This is a genomic window from Lachnospiraceae bacterium (assembly GCA_022794035.1).
Taxonomy (GTDB): Bacteria; Bacillota; Clostridia; order Lachnospirales; family Bianqueaceae; genus CALWPV01.
In genome coordinates this window covers 55,906-81,412 of sequence record JAAWDX010000010.1, presented here as the reverse complement: position 1 = coordinate 81,412, position 25,507 = coordinate 55,906, and the positions used below count along the sequence as shown (strand labels likewise).

The following is a 25,507-nucleotide window of genomic DNA, read 5'->3' as shown; positions in this document are numbered from 1 at the left end:
TTATGTTCCTCCTATTTGCTGACCTCTCCGTAAAGCTCCGGACGGCGGTAAGGCAGATAGGGTCCTCCCTCTGCACGGTAGTCCGCCAGACGTTTTCCGTCAAGCGTGCAGTAAAGAATATCTTCCTGCTCCCTTTCCAGCTTTTCTATGATATCGCCCTCTGGGCCGCAGGCCATGGAAAAGCCGCCCATGTACAGCGTATCCTCCTGTCCGAAGCGGTTGACCGCGCCCACATAGCAGCTGTTTTCCAGCGCTCTCTGCGGCATATTAAGCTCCCACATGCGCGTATCCTGAATACGCCATGCCGCCGGGCAAAGAATGATCTCTGCGCCGGCAAGCGCCAGCGTTCTGGCGGCCTCTGGAAATCCTGCGTCGAAGCAGATCATGATGCCGATTTTCCCAAGGCGCGTCTCATAGACCGGAAACTCGTTTCCCGGCTGAAAATACAAACGCTCCGTCTCAAACAGATGGCATTTGCTGTATGTGCCGATGACCTCGCCCTGATCGCCGATCAAAACGGCACTGTTAAAGGGTCTCCCTTCGGTAAGCTGCAGCGCAATGGGCGCGACAATAAAAATGCCGAGCTCCTGCGCCAGTTCCTGCATCCTGATGATGGTCGGGCCGCTGAGCGGCTCCGCCAGCTGAGCGATGTCCCTGCCAATGATATCCAAATTATATCCCGTACTGAACAGCTCCGGAAGGCAGATGAGCTCCGCCCCTTTTTTTGCCGCTGTGCGGATCATCTCTTCAGCCCTTTTCCGATTTTCGGCTGGACTGCCGAGCTTGCTTTCAAACTGAATAAGCGCTAACCTGACTTGTTCTTTCACTTGGTTTTCCTCCTTAGTGAACTGGCATAGCCAAACTTTCTGCTCTATCATACCTTTTTTGCCTGCAAATTGCAAGAGTGCATCTATGCGATATAACGGAACTTTCCCTTGCAATCAAACCGCTGTTCTACTATACTGAAAATGGCACGAAAGGAAGCACGCAAAAAGGAGAAAACGATGATTTATTATCAAGATCAGGACATTCTGGTACGCGATCTGCAGCCGGAGGATGCGCAGATCATCACCGACGAGGAAATTGCGCAGGGCTGGGATGCCGACATTGAAAAATACCGCATGCGCCTTCGCCATCAGGCGGAAGGGAAATCGGTCGCGCTGGTGGCGGAATACCGCGGCCACGTGGCTGGCTACATCAACGTATATCCCAACTCCGAATGGGGCTCTTTTGCCTATAAGGGATATCCGGAAATCGTGGATTTTGGCGTATTAGAAAAGTACCGCCGCAGAGGCGTCGGCAGCAAGCTGATGGACGTCGCCGAGCAGGCCGCCGCTGCCTATAGCGACACGGTCTACTTGGGCGTGGGCCTGCACAGCGGCTACGGAAGCGCCCAGCGCCTGTATGTAAAGCGCGGCTATATTCCGGACGGCACCGGCGTATGGTACCTCGAAGAGGTATGCGAGCCCTATGCAGATTGCAAAAACGATGATGATCTGGTGCTGTACCTGTCCAAAAAGCTGCGCGCATAGCGCCAAAAGCTCACGGCTCCGCTGCGGACGGCTGAAATCCATAATTTAGCTGAATTTTTTCAGCCAGCGACGGCGGAAGATCTGAAAATAGCTGAATTCTTCAGCTATTTCTAGTGGCGTCTTTCTCATGTGGCTGAGAAGTTTCCTCCAGGGCTGGCGGAACACAAGTCCTTTAGCTGAATTTTTTCAGCCATTTCTTAAATTTTGCCATACGCGGCGCAAGCTCCATATAAAACAGGCCTCCCGGCATGCACTGCCGGGAGGCCTGTTTTATATTTCAAATTATAAATCCAGCTTCAAATCATTTTCCTTGATCCAGCCTTTTTTGCGCATCGGCAGCGCAATCAGCCACGTCAGCACAGCCGGCAGTACAAAGGAAATCAAAATCAGAGAGAGCCACTCGAATGCGCCAATGGCGATGCCATCGTTCACCCAGCCGGTGTAAACGCCGATCTGACCCACCAGACCGCAGGTCCCCATACCAGAGGAGACAGCAGCTCCATTCATCTGCATTTTAAACACGCAGGTGGCCAGCGGCCCTGTGATGGCAGCTGCCAGCGTCGGCGGGATCCAGATCCTCGGATTCTTTACAATATTGCCCATCTGCAGCATGCTGGTGCCAAGTCCCTGCGCCACCAGACCGCCCCAGCGGTTTTCTTTAAAGCTCATCACAGCAAAGCCCACCATCTGCGCACAGCAGCCGGCTACTGCCGCGCCGCCGGCCAACCCGGTGAGGGAAAGCGCGGCACAGATCGCGGCGCTGCTGATGGGCAGCGTCAGCGCAATACCCACAATCACCGAAACCAAAATACCCATAAAGAATGGCTGCAGCTCTGTGGCCCACATAATCGCTTTTCCCACTGAGCTTGCCGCCGCGCCGATTGCCGGAGCGCACCAGATGGAAAGCAGCGCACCGCTGCAGATCGTTACAATCGGCGTCACCAAAATATCGACCTTGGTCTCTTTGCTCACAGCCTTTCCAAGCTCTGCCGAAATGATCGCCATCACCAGCACAGCCAACGGACCGCCCGCGCCGCCCAGCGTGTCGGCGGCATAGCCGACCGCAGCCAGCGAGAACAGCACCAGCGGCGGACAATGCAGCGCATAGCCGATGGAAATAGCCATCGCCGCTCCTTTTACAGAAGAAGCAAAGCCGCCAATCTGCTCCAGTATCTCAATGCCCAGCTGCTGCCCCAGCGTGCTCAAAATGGTGCCGATCAAAAGCGAGGCAAACAGCCCCTGCGCCATAGCGCCCAAGGCGTCAATTCCATACCGCTTAGCGGAAAAAACAATGTCTTTCCGCTCTAAAAAACTTTTAAAACTACTCATTTGTACTGTCTTCCCCTTCCATTAAGTACCCTTTTTTCCTTAGATTAGAAACCGCCAGATCCAGCACTGCCTCTGAAGCTGCCTCAATCGTATGATAATGTACATTATCGGTAAGCTCCTTCAGCGGACGCGTATCTCCGGTTTCAATCTTTTTAACAAATTCATCAGTATCCTGCCGGTTCTCAATCAGCAGATCCACACTGATGGAGCCATAGATGGAATGCTCGACCATCACATCCAGCACTCTGGCTCCTGCATCTACAATCGTATACAGCTCGTCTTTGATCTGCGCCGTATGATGGCATACCTTAATGCAGCGCCGCTTCTGCTGCTTCTTTAATCCAGGATTAAAATGTATGTATCCTTTATTTGTGGATAAAATATTGCGGTTCGCGGCCCGCAAAAGCGCCATATCCTGTACAACCACCTGTCGGCTCACACCCAGACGCTTTGCAAACTCGCTGCCGGAAATCGGCCGGTCACTTTCATCCAGCATGGCAATAATCCTTTCGCGCCTCTGCGCTGCATCCATACTGCTCCCTCCTTGACTTTCATTTTCGTTCATTATACACTATATTCAGCATATGTCAAGCATCTGTCTTGTCACCTGTAAACTTTATTTTTTTAATTTTATCACGGAGGTTCTCTATCTATGATCCTACTGTATCAGATTGAAAACACCCCCTGCTGGCCTGCTCTGCAGGCCGCTCTGTCCATCCACAAGCTGCCCTATCGCCACATTGCCCCCGCGGAATATAGCATGCCCCTGCAGCAGCTGTCGCTCGCTTTGCCGCCCGCGGCGGCGTCTTCTGCAGCGGCGCCTGCGCCTCTGGACGAGCCGATGATGATCTTTTGCGGGCTGAGCAGCGAGCAGGTCAGCCTTTTTCTGGACCTCATGCGCCGCCTGGAGATCACCCAGATTGGCCTTAAGGCCATGCTCACGCCTACCAATCAGTCATGGACCTCGCTGCAGCTTTATCAGGAGCTAAAAAGCGAGCGGGCGGCCTTTCAAAACCGTTGACATGCCTTTAACAATCCTGTATAGTGAAACCGTAACATCTACTTTTAGAAAGGACAGACTGATCGATGATTGATATTGATAAACAGCATCAGATTTTTCATTTGTCCAGCCCGGCCTTCAGCTATGTGCTCAAGGTGCAGGATGGTCAGCTATTTAACCTATACTGGGGGGCTCCGCTTGCGCATGCGGATCTTGCTTATCTGCTGGATGGCTTTTCCGGCGGCGCGTCTTTTGAGCTGCTGACGCAGCGGCTTCCTCATGAGCTTCCCTCGGCCGGAGCCGGTTGGTACGGCGAGGCAGCGCTGCAGGCTGAAAATATGGCCGGCGATAACCTCACCCGCCTGCAGTACCAGGACTACCAGCTTCTTACTGAAAAGCCAGCGCTGCCCGGGCTACCCCATGTGCATCAGGCCGGCGCAGAGACGCTGCTGCTTTTCCTGCGCGATCCGCTTACCGGTCTGGAGGCCCAGCTTTCGTACAGCATCGTGGGCGAGGGGCTGGCGCGCAGCATGCGGCTTACCAACCACGGCGCGCAGCCGCTGCGGCTTACGCATATGGCCTCTGCCGCTGCCGTGGTTTACGGACATGATTTAGAGGTGATCCATCTACGCGGCGCACATGCGCGTGAGCGGCAGCTTGTCAGGACGCCCTTAGGAGAGGCTGCCTACCGCATCGAGAGCCAGCGCGGCGCTTCCGGCCATGAGGAAAATCCGTTTTTGGCCGCTGCCGCGCCTGAAGCCACTGAGCACAGCGGCAGCGTATGGTCGATGAACCTGATTTACAGCGGCAGCTTTGCGGCCAGCTGCCAGGTGGGCGACAGCCAGAATACAACCATGATGATCGGGCTGAATCCAGCCGCGCACCGCTGGCTGCTTGCAAGCGGCGAAAGCTTTCAGACGCCGGAGGCTCTTCTCGTCTATTCGCAGCATGGCCTAAACGGCATGTCCCATATCTACCACCACATCTACCGTCACTGCCTCTGCAAAAGCCCCTGGAACGACCGTGTACGCCCGATCCTCATCAATAACTGGGAGGCCACCTATTTTAACTTTGATGAAGACAAGATCCTGCAAATCGCCCAGACAGCCGCTGAGCTCGGTATCGAGCTCTTCGTCCTCGACGACGGCTGGTTCGGTGCACGCGACGACGATCACCGCTCGCTCGGCGATTGGTACGTCAATACCCGCAAGCTGCCGCATGGCCTTAGCGGGATCGCCGAAAAGGTAAACGCACTGGGGCTGCAGTTCGGCCTTTGGTTCGAGCCCGAGATGATCTCGCCCGACAGCGACCTCTACCGCGCGCATCCCGACTGGTGCCTGCACGTTCCCGGCCGCGTGCGCACCGAAGCCCGCCATCAGCTCATTCTGGACCTCACGCGTCCCGATGTTCAGGATTTCATCATTAAAATGCTGAAGGACACCCTCAGCAGCGCTCCCATTTCCTACGTGAAGTGGGATATGAACCGCAACATGACCGAAGCCTTTTCCTCCTATCTGCCCGCAGAGCGGCAAATGGAGACGCAGCACCGCTATATGCTCGGCTTATATCATATTTTGGAGGAAATCACCTCTGCTTTTCCAGAAATTCTGTTTGAGAGCTGCTCCGGCGGCGGCGGACGCTTCGATGCCGGCATGCTCTATTACATGCCGCAGACCTGGACCAGCGACAATACCGATGCGATCGAACGCCTCAAGATCCAGTACGGCACCTCTCTTGTCTATCCGGCCGCGGCCATGGGGGCGCATATCAGCGCCAGCCCTAACCATCAGGTAGGACGCCTGACCAGCATGCAGATGCGCGGCGATGTGGCGCTGGGCGGCAACTTTGGCTTTGAGCTTGATCTGAGCCGGCTTTCGGAAGAGGATCTGGCCACCGCCAAGGCCTTTGTGCAAAAAGTAAAGGCTCTGCGAGCCATTACACAAAACGGCGAGTTTACACGGCTCATTTCTCCGTTTGGTTCCTCCAATTATGCCGCATGGCAGTTTTTACAGGGTGACCAGCTGCTTCTTTGCTGCTACCGCAAGCTAAGTGAACCCAATCCCTGTCCTCCCCGCGTATTTCTGCGCGGCCTAGACGCAGCGGCCTATTATACCGATGAAGCGGGCCATACCTACAGCGGCAGCGCCTTAATGCAGGCCGGCCTTCCGCTGACCTTCTTCCCCCGCCGCGACTTTGTCAGCTATGTAACGCTTTTTACTAAGAAAGGATGATCTCTATGCCCATCATTGGAATCTATGCCGACTATCTTCTGCCGGCCCATCAAGCTCAGATCGAAGCAACTGTCAAGATGCATACGGATGCCTATCAGATCCGTTATTTTGCTACTCCGCAGGAGATGGAGGACGGCATCTCCGCCTGTGAAATCCTGTACGGATACTATCCGGCTGCTGTGCTGAAAAAAGCAGAAAGCCTGCGCTGGTTTGCCACCGCCTCAGCCGGCGTGGATCCGTTTCTCGAGGATGCTGTATATGCTCATCCTGAGCAGGTCCTTTTGACTAATTCTGCCGGCTCCTACGGCACCACGATTTCAGAGCATATGCTCATGGTTATGCTCATGCTGCTGCGCCGCATGCCGGAATATACGGCGCTTACACAAAACCGGGAATGGCGCAATATCGGAGCCGTCCGCTCGATCTGGGGCAGCCGCATCACCATTGTCGGCATGGGCGATATCGGTACGAATCTGGCGCGCCGCGTCAAGGCGCTCGGCGCCGCTCATGTTTGCGGCGTGCGCCGCACGAAAAAGCCATCGGATCCGGCCTATGATCAGGTGCTGACACTGGCGGAGCTGCCCGAAGCCGTAAAGGATGCGGATATTGTGGCGCTGTGCCTGCCGGCCACGAAGGAGACGAATGGCGTTTTCTCTAAAGAAATCATCGATGGGCTCAGCCCCAAGACCTACGTGGTCAATGTGGGGCGCGGATCGGCGATTGATCAGCCGGCGCTGGTGGCAGCGCTGAATGAGGGGCGCATTGCCGGTGCGGCGCTGGATGTGATGACGCCGGAGCCTCTGCCCGCGGACGATCCGCTCTATGATGCGGCCAACGTAATTTTGACGCCGCATATCTCCGGCAACATGTCATTGGGACATACCTGCGATCTGAATGTGGATATGTTTTGCCGCAATTTAAAGCGGTATTTTGCGGGAGATCCGCTGCACCATCTGGTGGATCGTTCTATCGGCTACTAAATAAATAGGAAGAAATCCGTAAAACCTATTGACTTTTAAGGCAAACCTATTACAATTAAGTCTGTTCGTTTTAAAGGCGCTTTGCTCTTTTGAACGAACAGGCATTTTTTTTAGAAAGCGAAGTGAAAACCCCTCATGTATTTGTTTTTATTATTCATCTGGTTTATGCTAAACGGGCGCATCACACTGGAAATCACTATATTGGGCCTGCTTCTCAGCGCTTTGGTATACTGGTTTGCCCGGACCTATCTCCATTATACCTTAAAAAAGGAGTGGCAGCTGTTTAGACGGCTGGGGCTGTTTCTGCTCTATGTCGCCGTGCTACTTTGGGAGATTCTCAAGGCAAATTGGAATGTCATTTTGCTGATCATTGCCGGCGAGCGCCACACCGACAGCTCGATTATCTCGGTGCGTATCCCGCTGAAAACGCAGCTGGCCCGTACGATTCTGGCCAATTCCATTACGCTCACCCCCGGCACCATCACGATCTCGCTGGATGATGACCTCTATACCATTCATGCCCTTCGCCCCAGTCTGGCCGAGGGGATCGAAGACAGTGCCTTTGTAAAATTACTGCATAAAATGGAGGAGCTATCATGATCGAGACAGCCTATCAGATTTTATATGAGGTTTCTTTAATCGCACTGGGCATTGGCATCTTCATGGCCATGATCCGCGCCATCAAGGGGCCGCGTATCGCCGACCGCGTGGTTGCCATCAATATGATCGGCACCATGACCATGCTTTCCATTGCCATTTTAGCGCTGGCACTGGATCAGAGCTATCTGCTGGATGTCTGCCTCATCTATGTGATGATCAGTTTTTTGGCCGTCGTCGTCCTATGCAAAATATATATTACGGTCTATCTGGATAAAAAGGAAAAGCAGGAGGCAAATGCCAAGCAAAAGGAGGAAGAGATATGCTAGAATGGACCCTGTTTATTTTATCAGCCATCTTCATCATCGCCGGCATTGGCATTATTATGCTCTCCTGTCTGGGCGTGCACCGCTTCCACTTCGTGCTGAACCGCATGCATTCTGCCGCCATGGGAGACACCTTAGGAATTCTATTTATTATTTTAGGTCTCATGATCGCCAATGGCTTTAATCTGGCGCTCATCAAGCTGCTGTGCATTATTTTGTTCATGTGGCTCGCCAGCCCGGTGTCCTCCCATCTGATCACCAAGCTGGAATACATCACCAACGAGCATCTGTCCAAAACATGCCGCTTTATCGATATGACCGGCTCATCTAAGAAGGAAACGGAGGAATCTAACGATCATGGAACTCTTTAAAATGATTCTATTAGCGCTGCTTGTCATCTGCGCGGTCTCTGTCAGCTTCACGAAGAACTTACTGACCTCCGTGATCATCCTGATGTCATACAGCCTCATCATGTCCATCATCTGGGCGCTTCTGATGGCGCCGGATCTGGCCATCACCGAGGCCGCCGTGGGCGCCGGCATCACCAGTGTGCTCTTCTTTATCACACTGAGAAAGATCCATCTGATTAAGGGAGAGGAGGAAGCAAACGATGAATCATCCGAATCAACCGAACATCATTGAAAAATTTAAGCTCTGGTGGCATGGCGATCTGGATCTCTCCGAGCACCTGCAGGACGGGAGCCGTCAGCTTCCCTTAAAAAATACCAAGCCTGGGCATGAATATGACTCCTACCTCAAAGAAGCTCCTAAGGGGATTTCGCTTCTGGAGATTCGCTCCTTTGAGCGCATCTACCAGATCTTTGCCGTTGTCACCTGCATCATTCTGATCGGTGTGCTCCTCTGGGCCGTTTCATATCTGCCCGCCTTTGGCGCGCCGTATTCGCCGGATACCAACGAGGTCTACCTGCGCTACATCAACAGCGGCATTCAAGAAACCGGAGCCATCAACTATGTCGCCGGTATGATCCTCGATTACCGTGCCTTTGATACGCTGGGTGAATCGCATGTGCTCTTCACCGCCATTTGCTGCGTTTTCATCATGCTGCGCATCGATCACAATGAAACCTGGGATGATGAGCTTTCTCATCAATTGGAAACGGAGCATCTGCTCGACCTGCCCAAGGATCCCATCTTAAAATATACGGCGGCCATTTTGCTGCCGGCCATCATCCTTTTTGGCATCTATATCATTTTAAACGGCCATCTTTCCCCCGGCGGCGGCTTTTCGGGCGGCGCAATCATCGGCGCCGGCCTCATTCTCTTTAATCTGGCCTATGGCTCCGAGACGGCAGGACGCTTCTTTACGCCGCGCCTGTTTAAAACCGTTTCCCTTTGCGCCCTGGGCTTTTACAGCATCGCTAAATGCTATTCCTTCTTTACCGGCGCTAACCATCTGGAAAGCCATATCCCTCTGGGAACTCCCGGCGATATTTTCAGCAGCGGCCTGATTCTGCCCCTCAATATTGCCGTTGGGCTCGTGGTTGCCTGCACCATGTATGGATTCTACTGTATGTTCAAGAAAGGAAATTTCTAATGGGCGCCAATTTTATGATCAACTATGAAGAGCTCACCGCCATGATCCTCTTTGGCATTGGCTTTACGACTCTGCTGTTCAACCGCAATCTGCTTAAAAAAATTATTGGTCTTAATTTAATGGACACCGGTGTCTACCTGTTTTTAACCTCTATGGGCTATATCCGGGGACGCCTGGCCCCCATCCTGACCGACAATCTGACCGCGGCGCAAAACTATGTCAATCCCATCCCCGCCGGGCTTGTACTCACAGGCATCGTGGTATCTGTCAGCGTTACAGCCATCATGCTTTCTCTGACCGTGCGCCTGTACCGCCGCTATCACACGCTGAATCTGGATGAAATTTATATGTACGCACAAAACGATCATTCTGAAGAAGGAGGGAAGCAATAAATGGATTTTATGCGAAACTTTCCTCTCTTTACCATTGTTCTCTCGCTGCTCTGCTCGGTTATCAGCTCGATTATCAGCGCCAAATGGGCAAAACGGCTATATGCCGTCATGGGTCTGGTCGTCACGGCCATGACAGCCTGCGTATTCGTCTATACGCAGTATCTGGATGCGCCCTTTGTCTATCAGATGGGGCATTTTCCGGCGCCCTGGGGCAACGAGATCTCCGTTGGTCCCTTAGAGGCGGCCATCGCGGTCATCTTCTGCACCATTTTGTACCTGTCGGTATTTGGCGGCTATCATAAACTCAAGGAGGACATCCGCGAAAGCAAGCGCAATCTTTACTTTGTGTTAATTAACCTCGTTCAGGTTTCGCTGCTGGCCCTGCTTTATACCAATGACGTCTTCACGGCCTATGTGTTTATTGAGATCTCGACTCTGGCCTCTTGCGGTCTTTTGATGATCCGTCAGATCGGCCGCACCACGGCCGCCGCTACGCGCTACATGATCTTCAGCCTGCTCGGCTCCGGCCTGTTCCTGATCGGCATCATCATGCTCTACAACATTACCGGTCATCTTTTGATTCCCAACATTAAGGAAACCGTAGCGCTGGTCGCCTTCAGCGGACAGTACCGCGTACCGCTCACCGTGTGCATCTCTCTTGTCACACTCGGCCTCGCCATCAAAAGCGGCTGTTTTCCTTTTCATTTCTGGATGCCCGATACCTATGGCTATGCTACGCCCAGCTCCAGCGCCATCCTTTCCGGACTGATCTCCAAGGGATATATTCTGGTGCTGATCAAATTCATCTACCGCGTCATCGGTCTTGACATCTTTATGAGCACCGGCATCCATAACATCTTATTTCTATTTGGCATTCTGGGCATGATCCTCGGCTCCATGAGCGCAATCAAGGAAAATAACATCAACCGTATGATCGCCTTTTCCTCTGCTGCTCAGATCGGCTACATCTATATGGGCATCGGCCTCGGCACCGTTGACGGCACGCTGGCCGCCATCTTTCACATTCTGGCCCACGCGCTCACCAAGCCCCTGCTCTTTCTGGCTGCCTCCCGTCTGGAAGCTGCCTCCGGAAACAGCAAGCGCTTTTCTGATCTAAGCGGTGCGGGGCACCGCAACCGGCTCGCGGGCTTTGCCTTTACGGTCGGCGCCCTGTCCATGATTGGCATTCCCGGTCTCATGGGCTTCATCTCCAAGCTGCTGTTTGCCACCTCGTCCATGGTCGTACCCAGCAAGCTTGTGCTTACCATGGCCGCTCTTGCGATCAGTACGCTGCTCAATACGCTTTATTTCTTCCGTACGATTATCCGCATCTATACGCCGGCGCCCCAGTCTCCTTATGCCGGTGAAAAAGTACATTTGAAGCAGCAGGGCCTGTTTGCTCTTTCTGCTTCCGGCTTTATTCTTATTAACCTCTTCTGCGGCCTGCAGTCTCAGCCAGTTGTGGATCTCCTCACAAGAGGTCTGAACCTGTTCCATTAACAAAGGAGGCTTTGTCATATGCTATTACTGATTGCTATTTTTCTGCCGCTGATGGCAGGCGCTTTACTGCCGGTTTTGAGATTTAAAAACCGCACGCTTAAGCTCAGCCTCATATTTTTCACGCTGGCGGCGACTGCCGGCCTGGTGCTGGCGGCTGCCCTGCAGGCGAGTGCGCCGGCGGTGACGCTCCTTTCCTTCAGCGATACCCTTTCTGTCCGCTTTCACTTAGATGAGGCCGGCAGAATCTTCGCGCTGTTTTCTGCCTTCCTTTGGCTCTGCATCGGCCTCTATGCCTTTCGCTATATGCAGCACGAGGAGCGGGAGGACCGTTTTTTCTGCTTCTATCTGCTGGCGCTTGCCTTTACGCTGGCCCTTGATTTTGCAGAAAATGTGCTCACCCTGTATCTGTCCTTTGAGCTCATAACATTGTCGACCTTTCCTTTGGTGCTTCATAATCAAAAGCCGGAGGCGGTCCGCGCCAGCCTCAAATATCTATTCTATTCGATTGCCGGCGCCTTTCTCGCCCTATTCGGCATTTTTCTGCTCGCGCATTATGCAGACACGCTCAGCTTTACCTTAGGCGGGGTGCTCGATGCCTCTGCTATAGAGCAGCACCGCGCGCTCCTGCTGACAGCGGCCTTTTGCATGCTGCTTGGCTTTGGCGCTAAATGCGGTCTCTATCCTCTGCACGGCTGGCTGCCCTCGGCCCATCCGGTAGCGCCGGCTCCGGCCAGCGCCCTGCTCTCCGCCCTCATCGTCAAAGCCGGCGTGCTCTGCTGCATCCGTACCAGCTACTTTTTGTTCAGCCCCGACTTTCTGCGCGGCAGCTGGGTGCAGACTGCGTGGATGGTTCTGGCGCTGCTCACCATTTTCTTAGGCTCGATGATGGCCTATCGCGAAAAACGCCTCAAAAAGCGCCTGGCCTATTCGACGGTCAGCCAGGTTTCCTATATCCTGCTGGGCCTCAGCTGCTTCACCGAGGGTGGAGCGACCGGCGCGCTGCTGCACAGCATTTTCCATGCACTCATCAAATCCGGCCTGTTCATGACGGCCGGCGCGATCATCTTTCAAACAGGCGCCGTCACCGTCGATGAACTCCCCGGTATCGGCAAAAAAATGCCCTGGACGATGCTTTGCTTCACCATTCTTTCCTTAGCCCTCGTCGGTATTCCGCCCACGGGCGGCTTTGTGAGCAAATGGTTTCTCTGCATCGGCGCTTTAAATGCGGATCTGGGTGCCCTTTCCTACATTGCGCCGGTCATTCTCTTGATCTCCGCCCTGCTAACAGCGGGCTATCTGCTGCCCATCTCTCTGCGTGGCTTTCTGCCCGGTCCCGGTTATGCCCGGTCCGAGCGCTGCGAGGCCTCGTGGCAGATGCTGCTGCCCCTATTTGTCGTCACAGTGCTCAGCCTGCTGCTGGGGATTTTCACCGAGCCTTTGGTCTCCTATCTGGCTTCGGTGCTGATGTAAGGAGGTTCTCTCATGCATGCTGCATTTTTATTCATTGCCATCCTGCTGCCACTGGCAGGCGGCATCGGCATCTACTTCATACAAAATCATGTTCGCCTGCGCCGCATTTACACGCTGGCGGTCACGCTGCTCACTACACTGCTCGTCTGGCTGCTCATCCTAAACCGACCCTCCGGCAGCTTCATCCTGCTGCAGTTCACCCAGAATCTTAATATCAGCTTTACGCTGGACGGTCTGGGCTGCCTGTTTGCCGGCATGATCTCCTGCCTCTGGCCTCTGGTGACGCTCTATGCCTTCGAATACATGGAGCGCGAGCACCGGCAGAATTCCTTCTTTATGTTTTTTACCATGACCTACGGCATCACGCTGGGCGTGGCGCTCAGCGCCAACATGCTCACGATGTACCTCTTTTATGAGCTGCTCACGCTCGTCACGCTGCCGCTGGTCATTCATGAGCTCGGACATGACGCCATGTATGCCGGACGGAAATACCTGTATTTCTCGCTGGGCGGCTCTGCGCTCGCCTTTCTGGGGCTGGTATTTGTCATTGTATACAGCGGCTCTACGGCCTTTGTACTGGGCGGCGATGTGAATCCCAGCCTGGGTACCAACCGCCTGAGCACGCTTCTCATCGTCTATGTGATCTCCTTTATGGGGTTTGGCGTAAAGGCTGCCGTATTTCCGCTGCATAGCTGGCTGCCCACGGCAGGCGTGGCCCCCACCCCGGTCACCGCGCTGCTGCATGCCGTCGCCGTCGTCAAGGCCGGCGTGTTTGCCATCACGCGCCTTACGTATTATTGCTACGGCACGGAGCTGCTGGCCGGCACCTGGGCGCAGTACACCGTGATGGGACTGGTCATCTTCACGATTCTCTTTGGCTCCTCCATGGCGCTCAAAGAGCGTCACTTTAAGCGCCGTCTGGCCTACTCAACGGTCAGCAATCTATCCTATATTCTTTTCGGCATCACCATGATGAACCCGATCGGCATGGCCGCCGGTCTTTTGCATCTGCTTTTTCATTCCGTAATGAAGATCCTTGGCTTTTTGAGCGCCGGCTCAGCCATTCATAAATCCGGCCGCGAATACATCTTCCAGCTGGACGGCCTGGGACGTAAAATGCCGGTTACCTTTGCCGCTCTGACGATCGCCGGCCTTGGCCTGACGGGTATCCCGCTGTTTGCCGGCTTTATCAGCAAATGGCAGCTGGCAGAGGCAGCCCTGCAGACAGGCGGTGTGCTTCCTCTGATTGGCGTCTGCATCCTGCTGCTTTCCGCGCTGCTGACAGCGCTCTATATGCTCTCGATCAGCATCCGCGCCTTCTTTTCACCGCTGCAGATGCTGCCCGGCCTGCCCATTCCTAAGGAATCTGGCTGGCGCATGCTGCTGCCCCTTTGTCTGTTTGCTGTGCTCGTCCTCGTGATGGGCATCCACCCGCAGCCTTTTCTGCGTTTAGTCTCTGCCATTGCGCAGGGAACATTTTAAGGAGGTACCCTGCTATGGAATTGATGCTGCTTGCTTTACTGATCTTGCCCATACTGGGCGCCGGCCTTTCCTATCGCTTTCCAAAGCCATGGCTGCTGATTGCCCTTCTCTTTGCCGAAGCCGCTCTCACAGCCCTTTTATGCTGCATCCAGCCCCTGGAGCTAATGGTTTCTCCCATTCTGCTCGGAGGCCTGCATTTGCGGCTGGACGGCTTTCGTGCAATCTACGCCTTTTTGACAGGGGCTGCCTGGCTCCTCTCCGGCCTGTTTTCTAAGGAATACGGCCGGCAGCTGCACCGGCTCGGCCGCTATTATGCCTTCCTGCTGCTCACGCTGGCCGGCACGATGGGCGTCTTTCTGTCCGCCAATCTGGTCACAACCTGGATCTGCTTTGAATTTATGTCCTTTTCCTCTTATGTGCTCGTCGCTCATGAAGAGGACTCTGCTGCGCTGCGTGCTGCCGCCAGCTATCTCACCTATGGCGTCATTGGTGGCCTCGCCATTTTGATGGGTCTCGTCCTGCTCTATCAGCAGACTGGCACGCTGGAGCTTGCTGCGCTGCGCGCTGCCTGTGAGCCCCTCTCCGTGCGCGCCCTGCTGCCCGCCGGACTCTGCATGCTGGCCGGCTTCGGCGCTAAGGCCGGCATGTTCCCGCTGCACACCTGGCTGCCTGCCGCCCATCCGGTGGCTCCGGCCCCGGCGAGCGCTCTGCTCTCCGGTATTATCGTAAAGACTGGCATTTACGGCATCGCGCTCGTTACCGTAAACCTCTTTGCCGGCCTTGCCGGCGGCGTGCTGTGGGGCAACATTCTGCTCGTCCTTTCGATCGCCACCATGGTGATCGGCGGCGTGCTGGCCCTCTTTTCGGTCAATCTCAAACGCACGCTGGCCTGCTCTTCTATGAGTCAGATGGGCTTTGTGATCTTCGGTCTGGCCTGCGTAAGCCTGCTCGGCGAGCACAGCCTGCTGGCGGCCGGCGGCGCTGTGCTGCATATGATCAACCACACGCTGTTTAAACAGGTGCTGTTCACGCTGGCCGGCATCGTCATGCTAAATACCGGCAGCCTGAATCTCAATGACATCCGCGGCTGCGGCCGCAGAAAGCCGGCGCTGCTGATCGCCTATCTCTGCGCCGCGCTCGGCCTTGGCGGCGTTCCGCTTTTCAGCGGCTACATCAGCAAGACCCTGCTGCACGAAGCGCTGCTGCACTACATGGGCACAGCCGCCTCTGGCTGGTACTCTGCCGCTGAATGGCTCTTTTTGCTGAGCGGCGGACTCACGGTCGCCTATATGATCAAACTCTTTGTCGTGCTCTTTATCGACCAGCCGGCAAAGCCGGAAGCCGCTCGCGGCCCCTATATGACCAAGCTGAGCATGGCCGCCCTGCTGCTGCCGGCGCTGGCGATCCCGGTCCTGGGCCTCCTGCCCCAGCTTACGATGGACCCTCTTGCCACCGCTTCCATGCCCTTCTTTGGCAGCCATGAGGCGCTTTCCGGCATCGCCTATTTTTCCTTCGAGAACCTGAAAGGGGCGCTGATCTCAATCAGCATCGGATGCCTCCTGTACTTTGGCGTTGTGCGCCTGTGCCTGATGAAAAAAGGCGTCTATGTGGACCGCTGGCCCAAATTTTTGGATCTGGAACGCTTTGTTTATATCCCAGTGCTGCTGCGCCTGATCCCCTCGCTTTTAGGCGGTCTTTGCCGGATCCTCTGTGATCTGCCGGATCTGCTCATCATCTTTCTGCGCCGTACGCTGTTTCACGAGGTGCGCAGCCATGTTTCCCCGATTGCGCATCACCGCTTTGCCTACTATCTGGGCTCTCTGTCCGACCGCGCGCGCGCGAATGTGGAGGGGGATTCGGATGATCCTTATAAGCAGCATGAAACGGCCATTACCTTTGCCCGCAATTCGGAGGCCTTTAGCCGTACCACACGGCAGATCTTCGGAAATTTCTCGTTCTCCCTGATCATGGCCTGCATCGGCATTGGCATTACTCTGCTCTATATGATCTTTTCATAAATGTCAATACAAAGAAAAAGCCAGTACGCGTCAATAGGATGCGCACTGGCTTTTTTGTTCCCTTTGGGCGGGCGACTCATCCGCAGATGACCTCACCCTTTGCTTCCTCCATATCCATGATCACCTCGCCCACAGCAGGCACATAGATATGCCCGCTTAATGGGTTTTTAATACTGATGATCGGCGCCGTGAGCGTAGCCTCGACTGCAGAACGCTCAAAGCTCAGGTCGGTATCCACCATTTCACAGTCGATCAGGCGCAGCCCCTTGCAGTAGCACAGCGGCTGCGTGCCAATGATTTTACAATTTTCAAATGTAAGGTTTTCACTGTACCAGGCCAGATATTCGCCCTTCACAATGCTGTTTCTGACCACGACATTTTTTGCATGCCAAAAGGCATCCTTGGTATCCAGCACGCAGTCCTCAAATACAGAATCCTCGATATACTGAAAAGAATACTTTCCGTTTAGCTTTACATCATGAAACTGCAGGTGATCCGAGCGCAGCATAAAATACTCGCTCTGCGCCGTACAGTTATGCATTTCTATATCATGCACCGACCAACCAAATTCCGGAGAAATCAGGTCACAGTCATACATCTTCACGCGGCTGCACTCCCGCAGCGCTTTGATGCCGTGCAGCTTGGTATCGCGGATTTCAATGCCATGCGAATACCATAGCGCCGCCCGGCAAAGCTCCGTCATCTCTGATGATACAATAGTGAGCCCTTCATCATGCCAAAATGGATAGCGCAGATTTAAAAAGCCCTGCTCTACCCTAATGTTTCTTCCTTCTTTAAATGCGCTTTCTCCATCAGCAGGCCCATCGAAATTACAGTTTTTTACGATCAGATCCTGAGCCGCATACAAAGCTCTTTCCTCGTCAAAGGTTTGATTTTGAATGATATTCATCGCTGTCCGCCTTTCTTTATATCGTTCTGTTTCTGCTCTTTTTCCAAGCAATATACCAAATAGTCAAGGCATTCAATCTGCTTCTGCTCCCTATGAATGCCCTCCAGCAAAAAGCGCCTGTGAAGGCTCAGCTTTTCCAGACCCTCCCGAAGCTGCCCTTCTCTAAGCTCCTGCATAAATGCCTGCATCATTTCCTTGCTGCAGCCTGCATCCTCCAAATTTTGCAGGATGGCTCTCTCGTCCTTTTTATCCTTCATCGCTCTGCGTCTCTTTCTGCTAGATTTCCATGTACACTATACGTCATTTTAAGTAAAATAGCAAATACTCATATTACATAGCTAGCCATGCTTGACATCTATAGTATAATTTGATATACCTATCTTAACATTCAATACAGGAGGTAATTCCATGGAGCTCCGAGTCCTGCAATATTTTCTGGCCGTTGCCCGGGAGCAAAGCATCTCCGGCGCCGCCGCCTCGCTCCACCTTTCCCAGCCCACGCTGTCCCGCCAGCTGAAGGATCTGGAAACAGAGCTGGGAAAAGAGCTTTTTATCCGCGGAAACCGCAAAATCACGCTCACCGAGGAAGGCATGATCCTGCGCAAGCGCGCCAAGGAGATCATGGAGCTGGTTCAAAAGGCTGAGGATGAGATCTCGCTGTCTGATGATATCATTGCCGGCGATATCACCATCGGCGCCGGCGAGACCGACAGCGTCCGCTATCTGGCCAGAGCCATGCAGTGCCTGCAAAAACAATATCCGCTTGTCCGCCTTCATATTGTCAGCGGCGACAGCGTCACGGTCACGGAGGATCTGGATCGGGGCCTCATTGATTTCGGACTTGTATTCGGCGAGGTAGACACTGGCAAATATGAAGTCCTGCCCGTCCCCTATCAGGACACTTGGGGCGTCATCATGCGGCGCGATGCTCCTTTAGCAAAAAAAGAAGCCATCACTGCTGATGACTTGCTGGATCAACCACTCATTCTCTCCCGGCAGGCTTTTCAAAATGAAAACTTCCGCGATTTCTTTCCCTGCCCTCAAGAAGAGCTGCATATTGTTGCAACCTATAACCTGCTCTTTAACGGCTCCCTCATGGTCGACGAGGGCATGGGCTACGCCATCAGCTTCGACAAGCTGATCAATGTTTCCGGCGAAAGCAATCTCTGCTTTCGCCCCTTAAAACCAACCCTCAAGGCCGGCATGCACATCATCTGGAAAAAATACCAGGTCCTCACCAAAGCCTCTGAAAAGTTTCTGCAAAGACTGGATTCCTGTATCTTCTCCCAGCACTGACAGCCCTCTCTTATCTTCTTATGACAACACGCTCTGCAGCACCTCTCTGAGCCCCTCTGCCATGCACATAAAGCCCAGATCATTCGGATGACAGCCATCCACCGTCCCGCTGTCTCCGCCAAAACGCTGCAGCAGCTCACTGCCGTCGATCCAGTACACATGGCGGTCGCCCCTTGCCCGCGCCGCCTCATATGTCGCATAGATCACCGCCCGCCGCGCCTGCTCCTCTTCATTCAGCTCCGGCTTAGGACGCGAAAGCATGATCACGGGCAGCTCCGGCTGTCTCTCGCGAATCTGCAAAAACATCCGAGCATGCGTCCTCTGCAAATGCTCGGGGCTCGGCGCATTATGATCATAGTCATACACAAACGCCGCCATCGGGAGCCCTGCCAGATACGCTCCCATCGCCTCCTCACCCTTCGCACTGCCCGAAAAGCCCAGATTCCAAAAATCCATCCCCAGCATGCGCGATAAAATACTCTGATAGGCATTGCCCGGCCGCGAAGCACATCCGCCCTGCGTAATCGAGGAGCCATAAAACACCGCCGGCCCATGGGCGTACCCCTGCGTCCTCCTGATGCGGCAGCCTGCCTTCAGACCAATCTGCAGCCTCCTTACACCGCTGTAAAGCGGAAAATTGACCGTTATTTCCCGCTCGGCGGCTTCGTCCGGCAGCTCCAAAATCGCTTCATACGAGGTCTGCAGATCAAACGGCGGCATAAACGTACCGCCATAGCGCTCCTTGCCCTCTGCTTGATAATACAGATCAAAGCCAGCGCTGCCACTGAGGGCAAAATGCGGCATCTTGCCGATGTTGTGCAGCTCCGCATGAATCGCAACATACGGCGAATCCGTAACAAAGCGTACGCGCCCGCCTGCCGTGTTTGTGTTAAGATAAGAAACGCCCTCGCTCACCTGCGCGGCCATCTCTGCCGGCATCCGCAGAAAGCCTTCCTCCGGCTCCTGCGGCCTCAAGAGGCCGTAAATCTGAAACGGCTCCTGAAGGACATCATAAAACATCACATCATTTCGGCTGCCGACCTGCACGGTCCGAAAATTAGGATCTACGGTTTCAATCGGCTTCATGGTCTGCCTTCCTTCATAATTTTTTCTTTAAACTGCGCCCAGCGCTCGGCCACCGGCCTTGCCACAACGCCCTGCCGGCACAGCGCATCCAGTTCATCAGGCGTCACCCAGCGGGCGTCCACCGTCTCTCCCTCCTGCAGCTGTATATCCGCCAGCGCGATATCGCGGTGCAGCAGATAGGTATCTATGAAGCTGCCGCCCGAACGGGCGCCGCTTTCTCTGACAACCGTCCCCACATACTGAAGCTCTTGCTCTGCTGCCGCGATGCCGGTTTCCTCCTGCAGCTCACGCACGGCGGCCTGGCGGCTGCTTTCGCCCATTTGTGCGGCCCCGCCGCTGTTTTCCCATGTATTCGGATATACCATTTTTTTCGGGTCCCGAAGCGTAAGCAAAATCTGTCCCTGCGCATTCATCGTCCAGATCCCTACGACCAGCTGATAACAACCGGCTGGTATTGTTTCGCCGCGCAGCATGCTGCGCCCTGTTTTTTCTCGGTCTGCCGTATACAAATCCCAGCGCTCCATGTCTGCCTCCTATAGCTTCATGATATTGGAAATGTCTTTATTTTCACCGATCACAACCAAGATATCGCCGGCCCTAAGATCCTCTTTGGAATTGATTTTGACAAGGATGCTCTCGTCTCTGCGAATGGCAATGACGGAGATGTCATAGATATTGCGCACGCGCAGCTCATTGAGGCTATGCCCCACCCATTTTGAAGGAATTGCTATTTCGCTCACACTGTATTGGTCCGACAGCTCCAGATAGTCGATCAGGCTCTCGCTCACCAGCGACCGGGCCAGCCGCGCGCCGGCCTCCCGCTCTGTCATCAGAATTTTATCGGCGCCTACCTTTTTGAGGAGCTTTGCGTGCAGCGCATCCGCCGCCTTGGCGATGATCATGCGCGCTCCCAGCTCTTTGCAGAGCACGGTGGCCATGATGGAGGACTGCACGTCGCCGCCGATGCTGATAATCACAGCGTCAAAATTCTGAACGCCCAGCTGCGAAAGCGCGCGTTCATCCCGCAGATCGGCCTGAGCTGCTACCGTGACATGATCCTTAATGGCTTCTACCTTCGTATTTTCAATATCGACCGCCAGCACCTCCTGCCCCATCTCAAACAGATGAATGGCCAGGCTCGTTCCAAAACGCCCAAGGCCAATAATGGCAAAACTTTTTTTCATTTTCTGATACGCCCTTTCCTTTCATTCCTTACCCAATCATAATATTGCCTGTGGGATACTGCACCACGGGCTGCGTTTCCTCTCGTCCCAGTGAGGCAACCAATGTCATCAGCCCCACGCGTCCCAAATACATAAAAATGCATAAAACGGCTTTCGTAAACATGCTCGCCTCTGCTGTCACACCGCAGGTGAGCCCGACGGTGCCCAGCGCCGAGCAAAGCTCATAAGCCAGATCCAGCATATCCATGCCCTTTTCTGCTGCCGAGACCGAGAGAAGCCCCAGAAACAGCACGCCAAGCGCAAACATAAATAAGCACAGCGCACGCCGCAGCGTAGCGAGGTCAAAGCGCCGGCCATACGCCTCCACATCCTTTTTTCCCTGCACCAAAGCGCGGATCGTCAGCAGCAGCACTGCCAGCGTGGTGACCTTGATGCCGCCTCCGGTGCCTCCGGGCGCGGCCCCGATAAACATCAGAATGCAGGAGAGCAGCTTGCCGGCACCGGTTAGCTCTGCCTGCGGCACGCTGAAAAATCCGGCTGTACGGCATGTGACCGACTGGAACGCTGCGCCCCATATACGATCCGGTGCCGGCAGTGCTCCCAGTGTCCGCGGATTATCATATTCCAAAGCTAAGAAAAGCACCGTTCCCATAACAAGCAGCACCGCACTTGTCAGCAGCACCACTCTGGCCTGCGTCATAAGGCGATGATACCTGCGGTAGCTCACTATATTATGAATGACCGTAAACCCGAGCCCTCCCAGCACAATCAGGCTCATGATCGTCAGATTGACCAGCGGATCCGCTGCGTAATGCTGCAGTGACCCCTCAGCTCCCAGCAGATCAAAGCCGGCATTGCAAAATGCTGATACGCTGTGAAATAGACTATTCCAAAGCCCTTTGGCCCAGCCGAAGCGCGGCACAAAGCGAATCGAGAGCAGCAGCGCGCCCGCCCCTTCCACCGCAAAGGTATAGCGCACCGCTGAGCGCATCATCTGCTGCGCGCTCATCAGGCTCTCTTCGCTCATGGCCTCCTTCAAAATCACACGGTTACGCAGCGAAATCTTGCGCCGCATAATCAAAAACAGGAAGGTCGTCATGATCATAAAGCCAAGGCCGCCCACCTGGATCAGCACCAGCAAAATCCCCTGCCCAAGGCCTGTAAAATAGGTTACGGTATCCACCACCGTCAGTCCTGTCACGCAGGAAGCTGAGGTTGCCGTAAAAAGGGCATCAAACAGCGTCATATGTCCGCTTCTGGTTGCCGCCGGTAGCATCAAAAGCAGGGTCCCTATGATGATCACACTCAAAAATCCAAGCGGCAAAATCTGGATCGGCCGAATCCCTCGTCTCGTTTTCTTCTTCACCTTAAACTCCCTTCACCGTCTGAAAATCCTGCGCGCCAGCAGCAGCACCATAAAGCCGCAGCCAAACCCGCTAAAATCCAGCAGGATATCTGCCACCATCGGTCCGCGGCCGCTCAAAATCTGAATCGACTCATCCGCAACCGCTGTCATCAGGCCCAGCGCCAGGCAATTAAAAATGCGCTGCCCGCTCTGCCGCTCTTTTTCCAGACAAAGCGCATACTCTGCTCCCAGCAGCGCATATTCGCAAAAATGCCCCGCCTTGCGGATCAGATGCTCGCTCAGAGGCAGATGCAGCACCTCCTGCAGCCACAGCGTCAGCCCTCCGCTCATCTGCGAGGACTGCGCAGGCGGCATCATCGAATTGCCCCAGATCACCAGCGTCGTAACCAGCAAAACCGCAGGCACAACATATTTTTTCTTTTCTTTCATTTCAAATTATGGTATCCTTTCCTTATCGCGGCCTATGCCGCAATAGCTTTAGTATAGTCCTTTTTCGTTTCAATAGCAAGTTAATCGAAGCGTTTACGCTCCGAAATGGAGGTTTTTATGAAATTAGGTCTTGTTTTAGAGGGCGGCGCCAGCCGAGGATATTTTTCCTGCGGCATACTGGAAGCCCTCGAACGCGAAAACATCATGGCCGATATGATCATCGGTACTTCGGCTGGTATCGCTAACGGCGTATCCTACGCCAGCCGTCAGGCGCGGCGTAATTATATCATCGCGACCCGCTATCTTTCGGATCCGCGCTATATGGGCTGGAAACATATGCTAAACCGCGCCAACCGCTCATATTATAATCTTTCCTTTGTATTTGAGGAGCTGCCGGACCGGCATCTTCCGTTTAATTTCCGGGCTTTTAAGGAATATCCGGGCGAAGTGCTGGCCGCCGTGACAAATATGCATACCGGAAAGGTTCAATATCTGCCCGTCCCGCGGGATGATAAGGCCTTTAAAGTGCTGCAGGCCTCCTGCGCGCTGCCGCTTTTATTTCCGCCCATTCAATTAAATGGAACACCCTATATGGACGGCGGCATTGTCAGCTCCATTCCTATCCAGCCGGCGCTGGAGGCTGCCTGCGATAAGATCCTTGTCATTCTTACGCAGCCGCGGGATTATCAAAAGGCTCCCAGCCGCAGCATGGCGCTGCTGGCCCGCCGCTATCGCCGCTATCCTGCTTTTGCAGAGGCTCTCAAAAACCGCTACCTTACTTACAATCAGGAGCTGGCCCGCATTGCGCAGCTTGAACAGGAGGGCCGTCTTTTTGTGCTGGCTCCTAAGGAGCCGCTGGCAATTCACCGCACTGAAAGCGACCCGGTGGTTTTGGCGCATCTGTACGAGCTCGGCTATCAGGTTTTTTATGAACGGTTTCCTGCTCTGCAGGCCTATTTGCAGGCATAATTAAAGCCATCGGCTATACCGATGACTTTGATTACAATAAAAGAGCGTTCCTGATTTTGGAACGCTCTTTGCATTTGGATTTTATACTGTAAACTGTGTGCTTGTCTTGCCCACCTTGGCATTGCCGCCTGTAAAGGTAAGCGTAGTGCCGGCTTTTGCTTTGATCACCCATGTGATGACCTTCTCACAGCTGTCTCCGTTTCCGGTTGCGGCACCCAGCGTAGACATGGAGGCGCCCAGCGTGGAGAAGCCGCCCAGCTGACCGATGGTCTCTGTCTGCTTGCCCTGCACGAGCTCGATGCCTTCGCCTTCAATGCTTACGGTCAGATCGCGGACGATCTTGGCATTTTGAGCTTCTGCTGTGATATAGGTCGGCAGATAGCCCTGATTCGCCAGCGTTGCCTTTACCTTGTACACATCGCCGTCAATTCTTTCGGCCGTTACGTTGGTAAAGCGAATGAGGGGCAGTGTCTTTACGGCGCGCAGGAAGAAGCGGGTATGCTTTTCCACTTCCTGAGGCAGATACTTGACCGGAGGATTCTGCACGATATGCTTATAATCGATACCGCCGATCTCTACCTCGCCCAGCTGCGGATGCTGGAACTTGGTCCACGGCTTAAAGCCTTCACCGTCATTATGCTCGTCGATCCATTTGATGTATTTGTAATGCTGCTCTTCCTTTTCTTCATCAGTCAGATCTGTATCCTTAGGCTGCGGGAATACCAGCGGAATGCCGGCGCGCGGATTCAGATCCCAGCACTCGATGGCATAGCTGTGCAGTCCCATCAGGCTGTACAGAAAATCATCAAAGGAGCCGGTCAGCGGCTTAGCACCTTTTGGCATATATTCTTCAATAATGCTGACAGCCGGATAGCTTGTCTCTTCGGTTGCTATTTTGCCAATCTCTTTATACCGTCTGATATCCTCAGCCGGTGCTTCATTTACATGTTTGGCTCCCGGCGGATATAAATATACGCCCGTCATCGTATGCAGATTGATGATGCTACATATATTTTTATGGCTGGTGACAAACTCTGCGATCGCACGGGTCTCATCATTTGCCAGCGGATAAGCGCCGGCGCCGCGCTGACTGTACTCGGGCGTCCAGGACAGCGGGAAGTTACGGTTATAATCGTTGCCCCATCTTCCCGGAGCCGTTTTAATTGTATGCCCGTCAAAATCCTCGATATACCCCTCTGAATAGACATTGTAGAACTCGCCGTCCACATCGTCCGGCTTTCTCTTTGTCATCAGGCGCGGATCCCGATCGCTGATTTTCCACACGCCATAGGGCGATTTCACTCTCATTTTCAGGATCAGGCCGTCTCCGTCCATATCCTTTGGCTGCAGGCCTGGCATCAGACTTTCATAGGGATACAGCTTGGTGGAGGAGCGCACCATCTCCGGTGTTGTCAGGTAGCATTCACCTGCATCCGGCGTGATTCTGGGAATCACATAAAAGGTATAGCGATCCAGCAGCTTTTGGATCTCGGCATCCTCCAGATTAGAGAAAATCGTATCCAGAAAATGCATGGCCACCATCGAGCCTGTTACCTCTCCGGCATGGATATTGGCATCTATGCAGTAAGCAGGCTTGTCCTCATAGCTTCCTGTTTTGGTATTGGTCACATCTATTGCCCAAACGTCGCGTCCTTCCGGCGTTTTGGTCAGAGAATACATACGGCAAAGCTCTGGATGCTCCTGCGCGTATTTTTGCAAAATCTCTGTGATCTCACCGTACAGATAGAAATGATCGTACGTATACGTTGTTTTCATCTTATTACCCTTTCTAAAGTATTTTTAAAATCTTTTTGAATTATTATAAAACGCAGTTTGCATCTTGTCAATGAAAATC

27 protein-coding genes are annotated in these 25,507 nt (G+C 53.9%); 16 read left to right on the top strand and 11 right to left on the bottom strand.

Annotated elements, in window-relative coordinates:
- Nucleotides 1-11: 11 nt before the first annotated feature.
- Complete coding sequence (locus tag HFE64_08645; GenBank protein MCI8633527.1) at nt 12-878, bottom strand: acyltransferase; 867 nt, start codon at nt 876-878, stop codon at nt 12-14.
- 126 nt (nt 879-1,004) lie between these two features.
- On the opposite strand from HFE64_08645, the gene HFE64_08640 reads away from it, so the two are divergent.
- The gene (locus HFE64_08640) at nt 1,005-1,532 is read left to right on the top strand and encodes a GNAT family N-acetyltransferase (protein ID MCI8633526.1); all 528 of its coding nucleotides are present in this window, start codon (nt 1,005-1,007) and stop codon (nt 1,530-1,532) included.
- Nucleotides 1,533-1,814: 282 nt separating this feature from the next.
- Here the strand turns inward: HFE64_08640 and HFE64_08635 are convergent, their stop codons facing one another.
- Nucleotides 1,815-2,861, bottom strand: coding sequence for a PTS sugar transporter subunit IIC (locus HFE64_08635; protein ID MCI8633525.1), 1,047 nt, complete (start codon nt 2,859-2,861; stop codon nt 1,815-1,817).
- Nucleotides 2,854-3,393 carry a transcription repressor NadR gene (locus HFE64_08630; GenBank protein ID MCI8633524.1) on the bottom strand — a complete coding sequence of 180 codons (540 nt, stop codon included), beginning with the start codon at nt 3,391-3,393 and terminating at the stop codon, nt 2,854-2,856. Before HFE64_08630 ends, HFE64_08635 begins: the two co-directional genes overlap by 8 nt.
- Nucleotides 3,394-3,513: 120 nt before the next feature.
- Here HFE64_08630 and HFE64_08625 point away from each other — a divergent pair, with 120 nt between their 5' ends.
- The 13 genes from HFE64_08625 (at nt 3,514) to HFE64_08565 (ending at nt 16,412) form a co-directional block, all read left to right on the top strand.
- Entirely contained in the window at nt 3,514-3,882 is a 369-nt protein-coding gene (locus tag HFE64_08625; GenBank protein MCI8633523.1) for a DUF3783 domain-containing protein, read from the top strand.
- A 65-nt stretch (nt 3,883-3,947) separates the two neighbouring features.
- Entirely contained in the window at nt 3,948-6,092 is a 2,145-nt protein-coding gene (locus tag HFE64_08620; protein ID MCI8633522.1) for an alpha-galactosidase, read from the top strand.
- 5 nt (nt 6,093-6,097) lie between these two features.
- Complete coding sequence (locus tag HFE64_08615) at nt 6,098-7,072, top strand: D-2-hydroxyacid dehydrogenase (protein ID MCI8633521.1); 975 nt, start codon at nt 6,098-6,100, stop codon at nt 7,070-7,072.
- A gap of 135 nt (nt 7,073-7,207) precedes the next feature.
- The gene (locus HFE64_08610) at nt 7,208-7,672 is read left to right on the top strand and encodes a Na+/H+ antiporter subunit E (GenBank protein MCI8633520.1); all 465 of its coding nucleotides are present in this window, start codon (nt 7,208-7,210) and stop codon (nt 7,670-7,672) included.
- Nucleotides 7,669-7,998 (top strand): sodium:proton antiporter, encoded by a 330-nt coding sequence (locus HFE64_08605; GenBank protein MCI8633519.1) that lies wholly within the window; start codon nt 7,669-7,671, stop codon nt 7,996-7,998. Before HFE64_08610 ends, HFE64_08605 begins: the two co-directional genes overlap by 4 nt.
- Complete coding sequence (locus tag HFE64_08600) at nt 7,992-8,366, top strand: monovalent cation/H(+) antiporter subunit G (GenBank protein MCI8633518.1); 375 nt, start codon at nt 7,992-7,994, stop codon at nt 8,364-8,366. The genes HFE64_08605 and HFE64_08600 overlap by 7 nt, the downstream gene beginning before the upstream one ends.
- A complete protein-coding gene (locus tag HFE64_08595) occupies nt 8,353-8,637 on the top strand; it encodes a DUF4040 domain-containing protein (protein MCI8633517.1) in 285 nt (94 codons plus the stop codon). Before HFE64_08600 ends, HFE64_08595 begins: the two co-directional genes overlap by 14 nt.
- Nucleotides 8,606-9,550: a hypothetical protein gene (locus HFE64_08590; protein ID MCI8633516.1), complete on the top strand. Its 945-nt coding sequence runs from the start codon at nt 8,606-8,608 to the stop codon at nt 9,548-9,550. Before HFE64_08595 ends, HFE64_08590 begins: the two co-directional genes overlap by 32 nt.
- The gene (locus HFE64_08585; GenBank protein MCI8633515.1) at nt 9,550-9,942 is read left to right on the top strand and encodes a cation:proton antiporter subunit C; all 393 of its coding nucleotides are present in this window, start codon (nt 9,550-9,552) and stop codon (nt 9,940-9,942) included. Before HFE64_08590 ends, HFE64_08585 begins: the two co-directional genes overlap by 1 nt.
- A complete protein-coding gene (locus HFE64_08580) occupies nt 9,943-11,442 on the top strand; it encodes a sodium:proton antiporter (protein MCI8633514.1) in 1,500 nt (499 codons plus the stop codon).
- A gap of 18 nt (nt 11,443-11,460) precedes the next feature.
- Entirely contained in the window at nt 11,461-12,912 is a 1,452-nt protein-coding gene (locus tag HFE64_08575; GenBank protein ID MCI8633513.1) for a proton-conducting membrane transporter, read from the top strand.
- Between the two features lie 12 nt (nt 12,913-12,924).
- The gene (locus HFE64_08570) at nt 12,925-14,394 is read left to right on the top strand and encodes a proton-conducting membrane transporter (protein MCI8633512.1); all 1,470 of its coding nucleotides are present in this window, start codon (nt 12,925-12,927) and stop codon (nt 14,392-14,394) included.
- 164 nt (nt 14,395-14,558) lie between these two features.
- A complete protein-coding gene (locus tag HFE64_08565) occupies nt 14,559-16,412 on the top strand; it encodes a sodium:proton antiporter (GenBank protein MCI8633511.1) in 1,854 nt (617 codons plus the stop codon).
- Nucleotides 16,413-16,488: 76 nt separating this feature from the next.
- Here the strand turns inward: HFE64_08565 and HFE64_08560 are convergent, their stop codons facing one another.
- Nucleotides 16,489-17,322 carry a DUF3737 family protein gene (locus tag HFE64_08560; protein MCI8633510.1) on the bottom strand — a complete coding sequence of 278 codons (834 nt, stop codon included), beginning with the start codon at nt 17,320-17,322 and terminating at the stop codon, nt 16,489-16,491.
- On the bottom strand, nt 17,319-17,579 hold the full coding sequence (locus HFE64_08555; GenBank protein ID MCI8633509.1) for a hypothetical protein: 261 nt from the start codon (nt 17,577-17,579) through the stop codon (nt 17,319-17,321). Before HFE64_08555 ends, HFE64_08560 begins: the two co-directional genes overlap by 4 nt.
- A gap of 151 nt (nt 17,580-17,730) precedes the next feature.
- Between HFE64_08555 and HFE64_08550 the strand changes: the two genes are divergently transcribed.
- A complete protein-coding gene (locus tag HFE64_08550) occupies nt 17,731-18,618 on the top strand; it encodes a LysR family transcriptional regulator (GenBank protein ID MCI8633508.1) in 888 nt (295 codons plus the stop codon).
- Nucleotides 18,619-18,636: 18 nt separating this feature from the next.
- Here HFE64_08550 and HFE64_08545 read toward each other — a convergent pair whose 3' ends face one another.
- Genes HFE64_08545 through vanZ form a run of 5 tightly spaced genes read right to left on the bottom strand, consistent with a single transcriptional unit; the run spans nt 18,637 to nt 22,683 of the window.
- The gene (locus tag HFE64_08545) at nt 18,637-19,704 is read right to left on the bottom strand and encodes a hypothetical protein (protein MCI8633507.1); all 1,068 of its coding nucleotides are present in this window, start codon (nt 19,702-19,704) and stop codon (nt 18,637-18,639) included.
- Nucleotides 19,701-20,228 (bottom strand): NUDIX domain-containing protein, encoded by a 528-nt coding sequence (locus HFE64_08540; protein MCI8633506.1) that lies wholly within the window; start codon nt 20,226-20,228, stop codon nt 19,701-19,703. Before HFE64_08540 ends, HFE64_08545 begins: the two co-directional genes overlap by 4 nt.
- Nucleotides 20,229-20,237: 9 nt before the next feature.
- Entirely contained in the window at nt 20,238-20,888 is a 651-nt protein-coding gene (locus HFE64_08535; protein MCI8633505.1) for a TrkA family potassium uptake protein, read from the bottom strand.
- Nucleotides 20,889-20,916: 28 nt separating this feature from the next.
- The gene (locus HFE64_08530) at nt 20,917-22,254 is read right to left on the bottom strand and encodes a Trk family potassium uptake protein (protein MCI8633504.1); all 1,338 of its coding nucleotides are present in this window, start codon (nt 22,252-22,254) and stop codon (nt 20,917-20,919) included.
- 12 nt (nt 22,255-22,266) lie between these two features.
- Complete coding sequence (gene vanZ / locus HFE64_08525) at nt 22,267-22,683, bottom strand: VanZ family protein (protein MCI8633503.1); 417 nt, start codon at nt 22,681-22,683, stop codon at nt 22,267-22,269.
- A gap of 117 nt (nt 22,684-22,800) precedes the next feature.
- Here vanZ and HFE64_08520 point away from each other — a divergent pair, with 117 nt between their 5' ends.
- The gene (locus HFE64_08520; GenBank protein MCI8633502.1) at nt 22,801-23,652 is read left to right on the top strand and encodes a patatin family protein; all 852 of its coding nucleotides are present in this window, start codon (nt 22,801-22,803) and stop codon (nt 23,650-23,652) included.
- 81 nt (nt 23,653-23,733) lie between these two features.
- On the opposite strand, the gene HFE64_08515 is transcribed toward HFE64_08520, so the two are convergent.
- Nucleotides 23,734-25,428, bottom strand: a complete 1,695-nt coding sequence (locus tag HFE64_08515; protein ID MCI8633501.1) for a zinc carboxypeptidase — start codon at nt 25,426-25,428, stop codon at nt 23,734-23,736.
- Nucleotides 25,429-25,507: the final 79 nt, after the last annotated feature.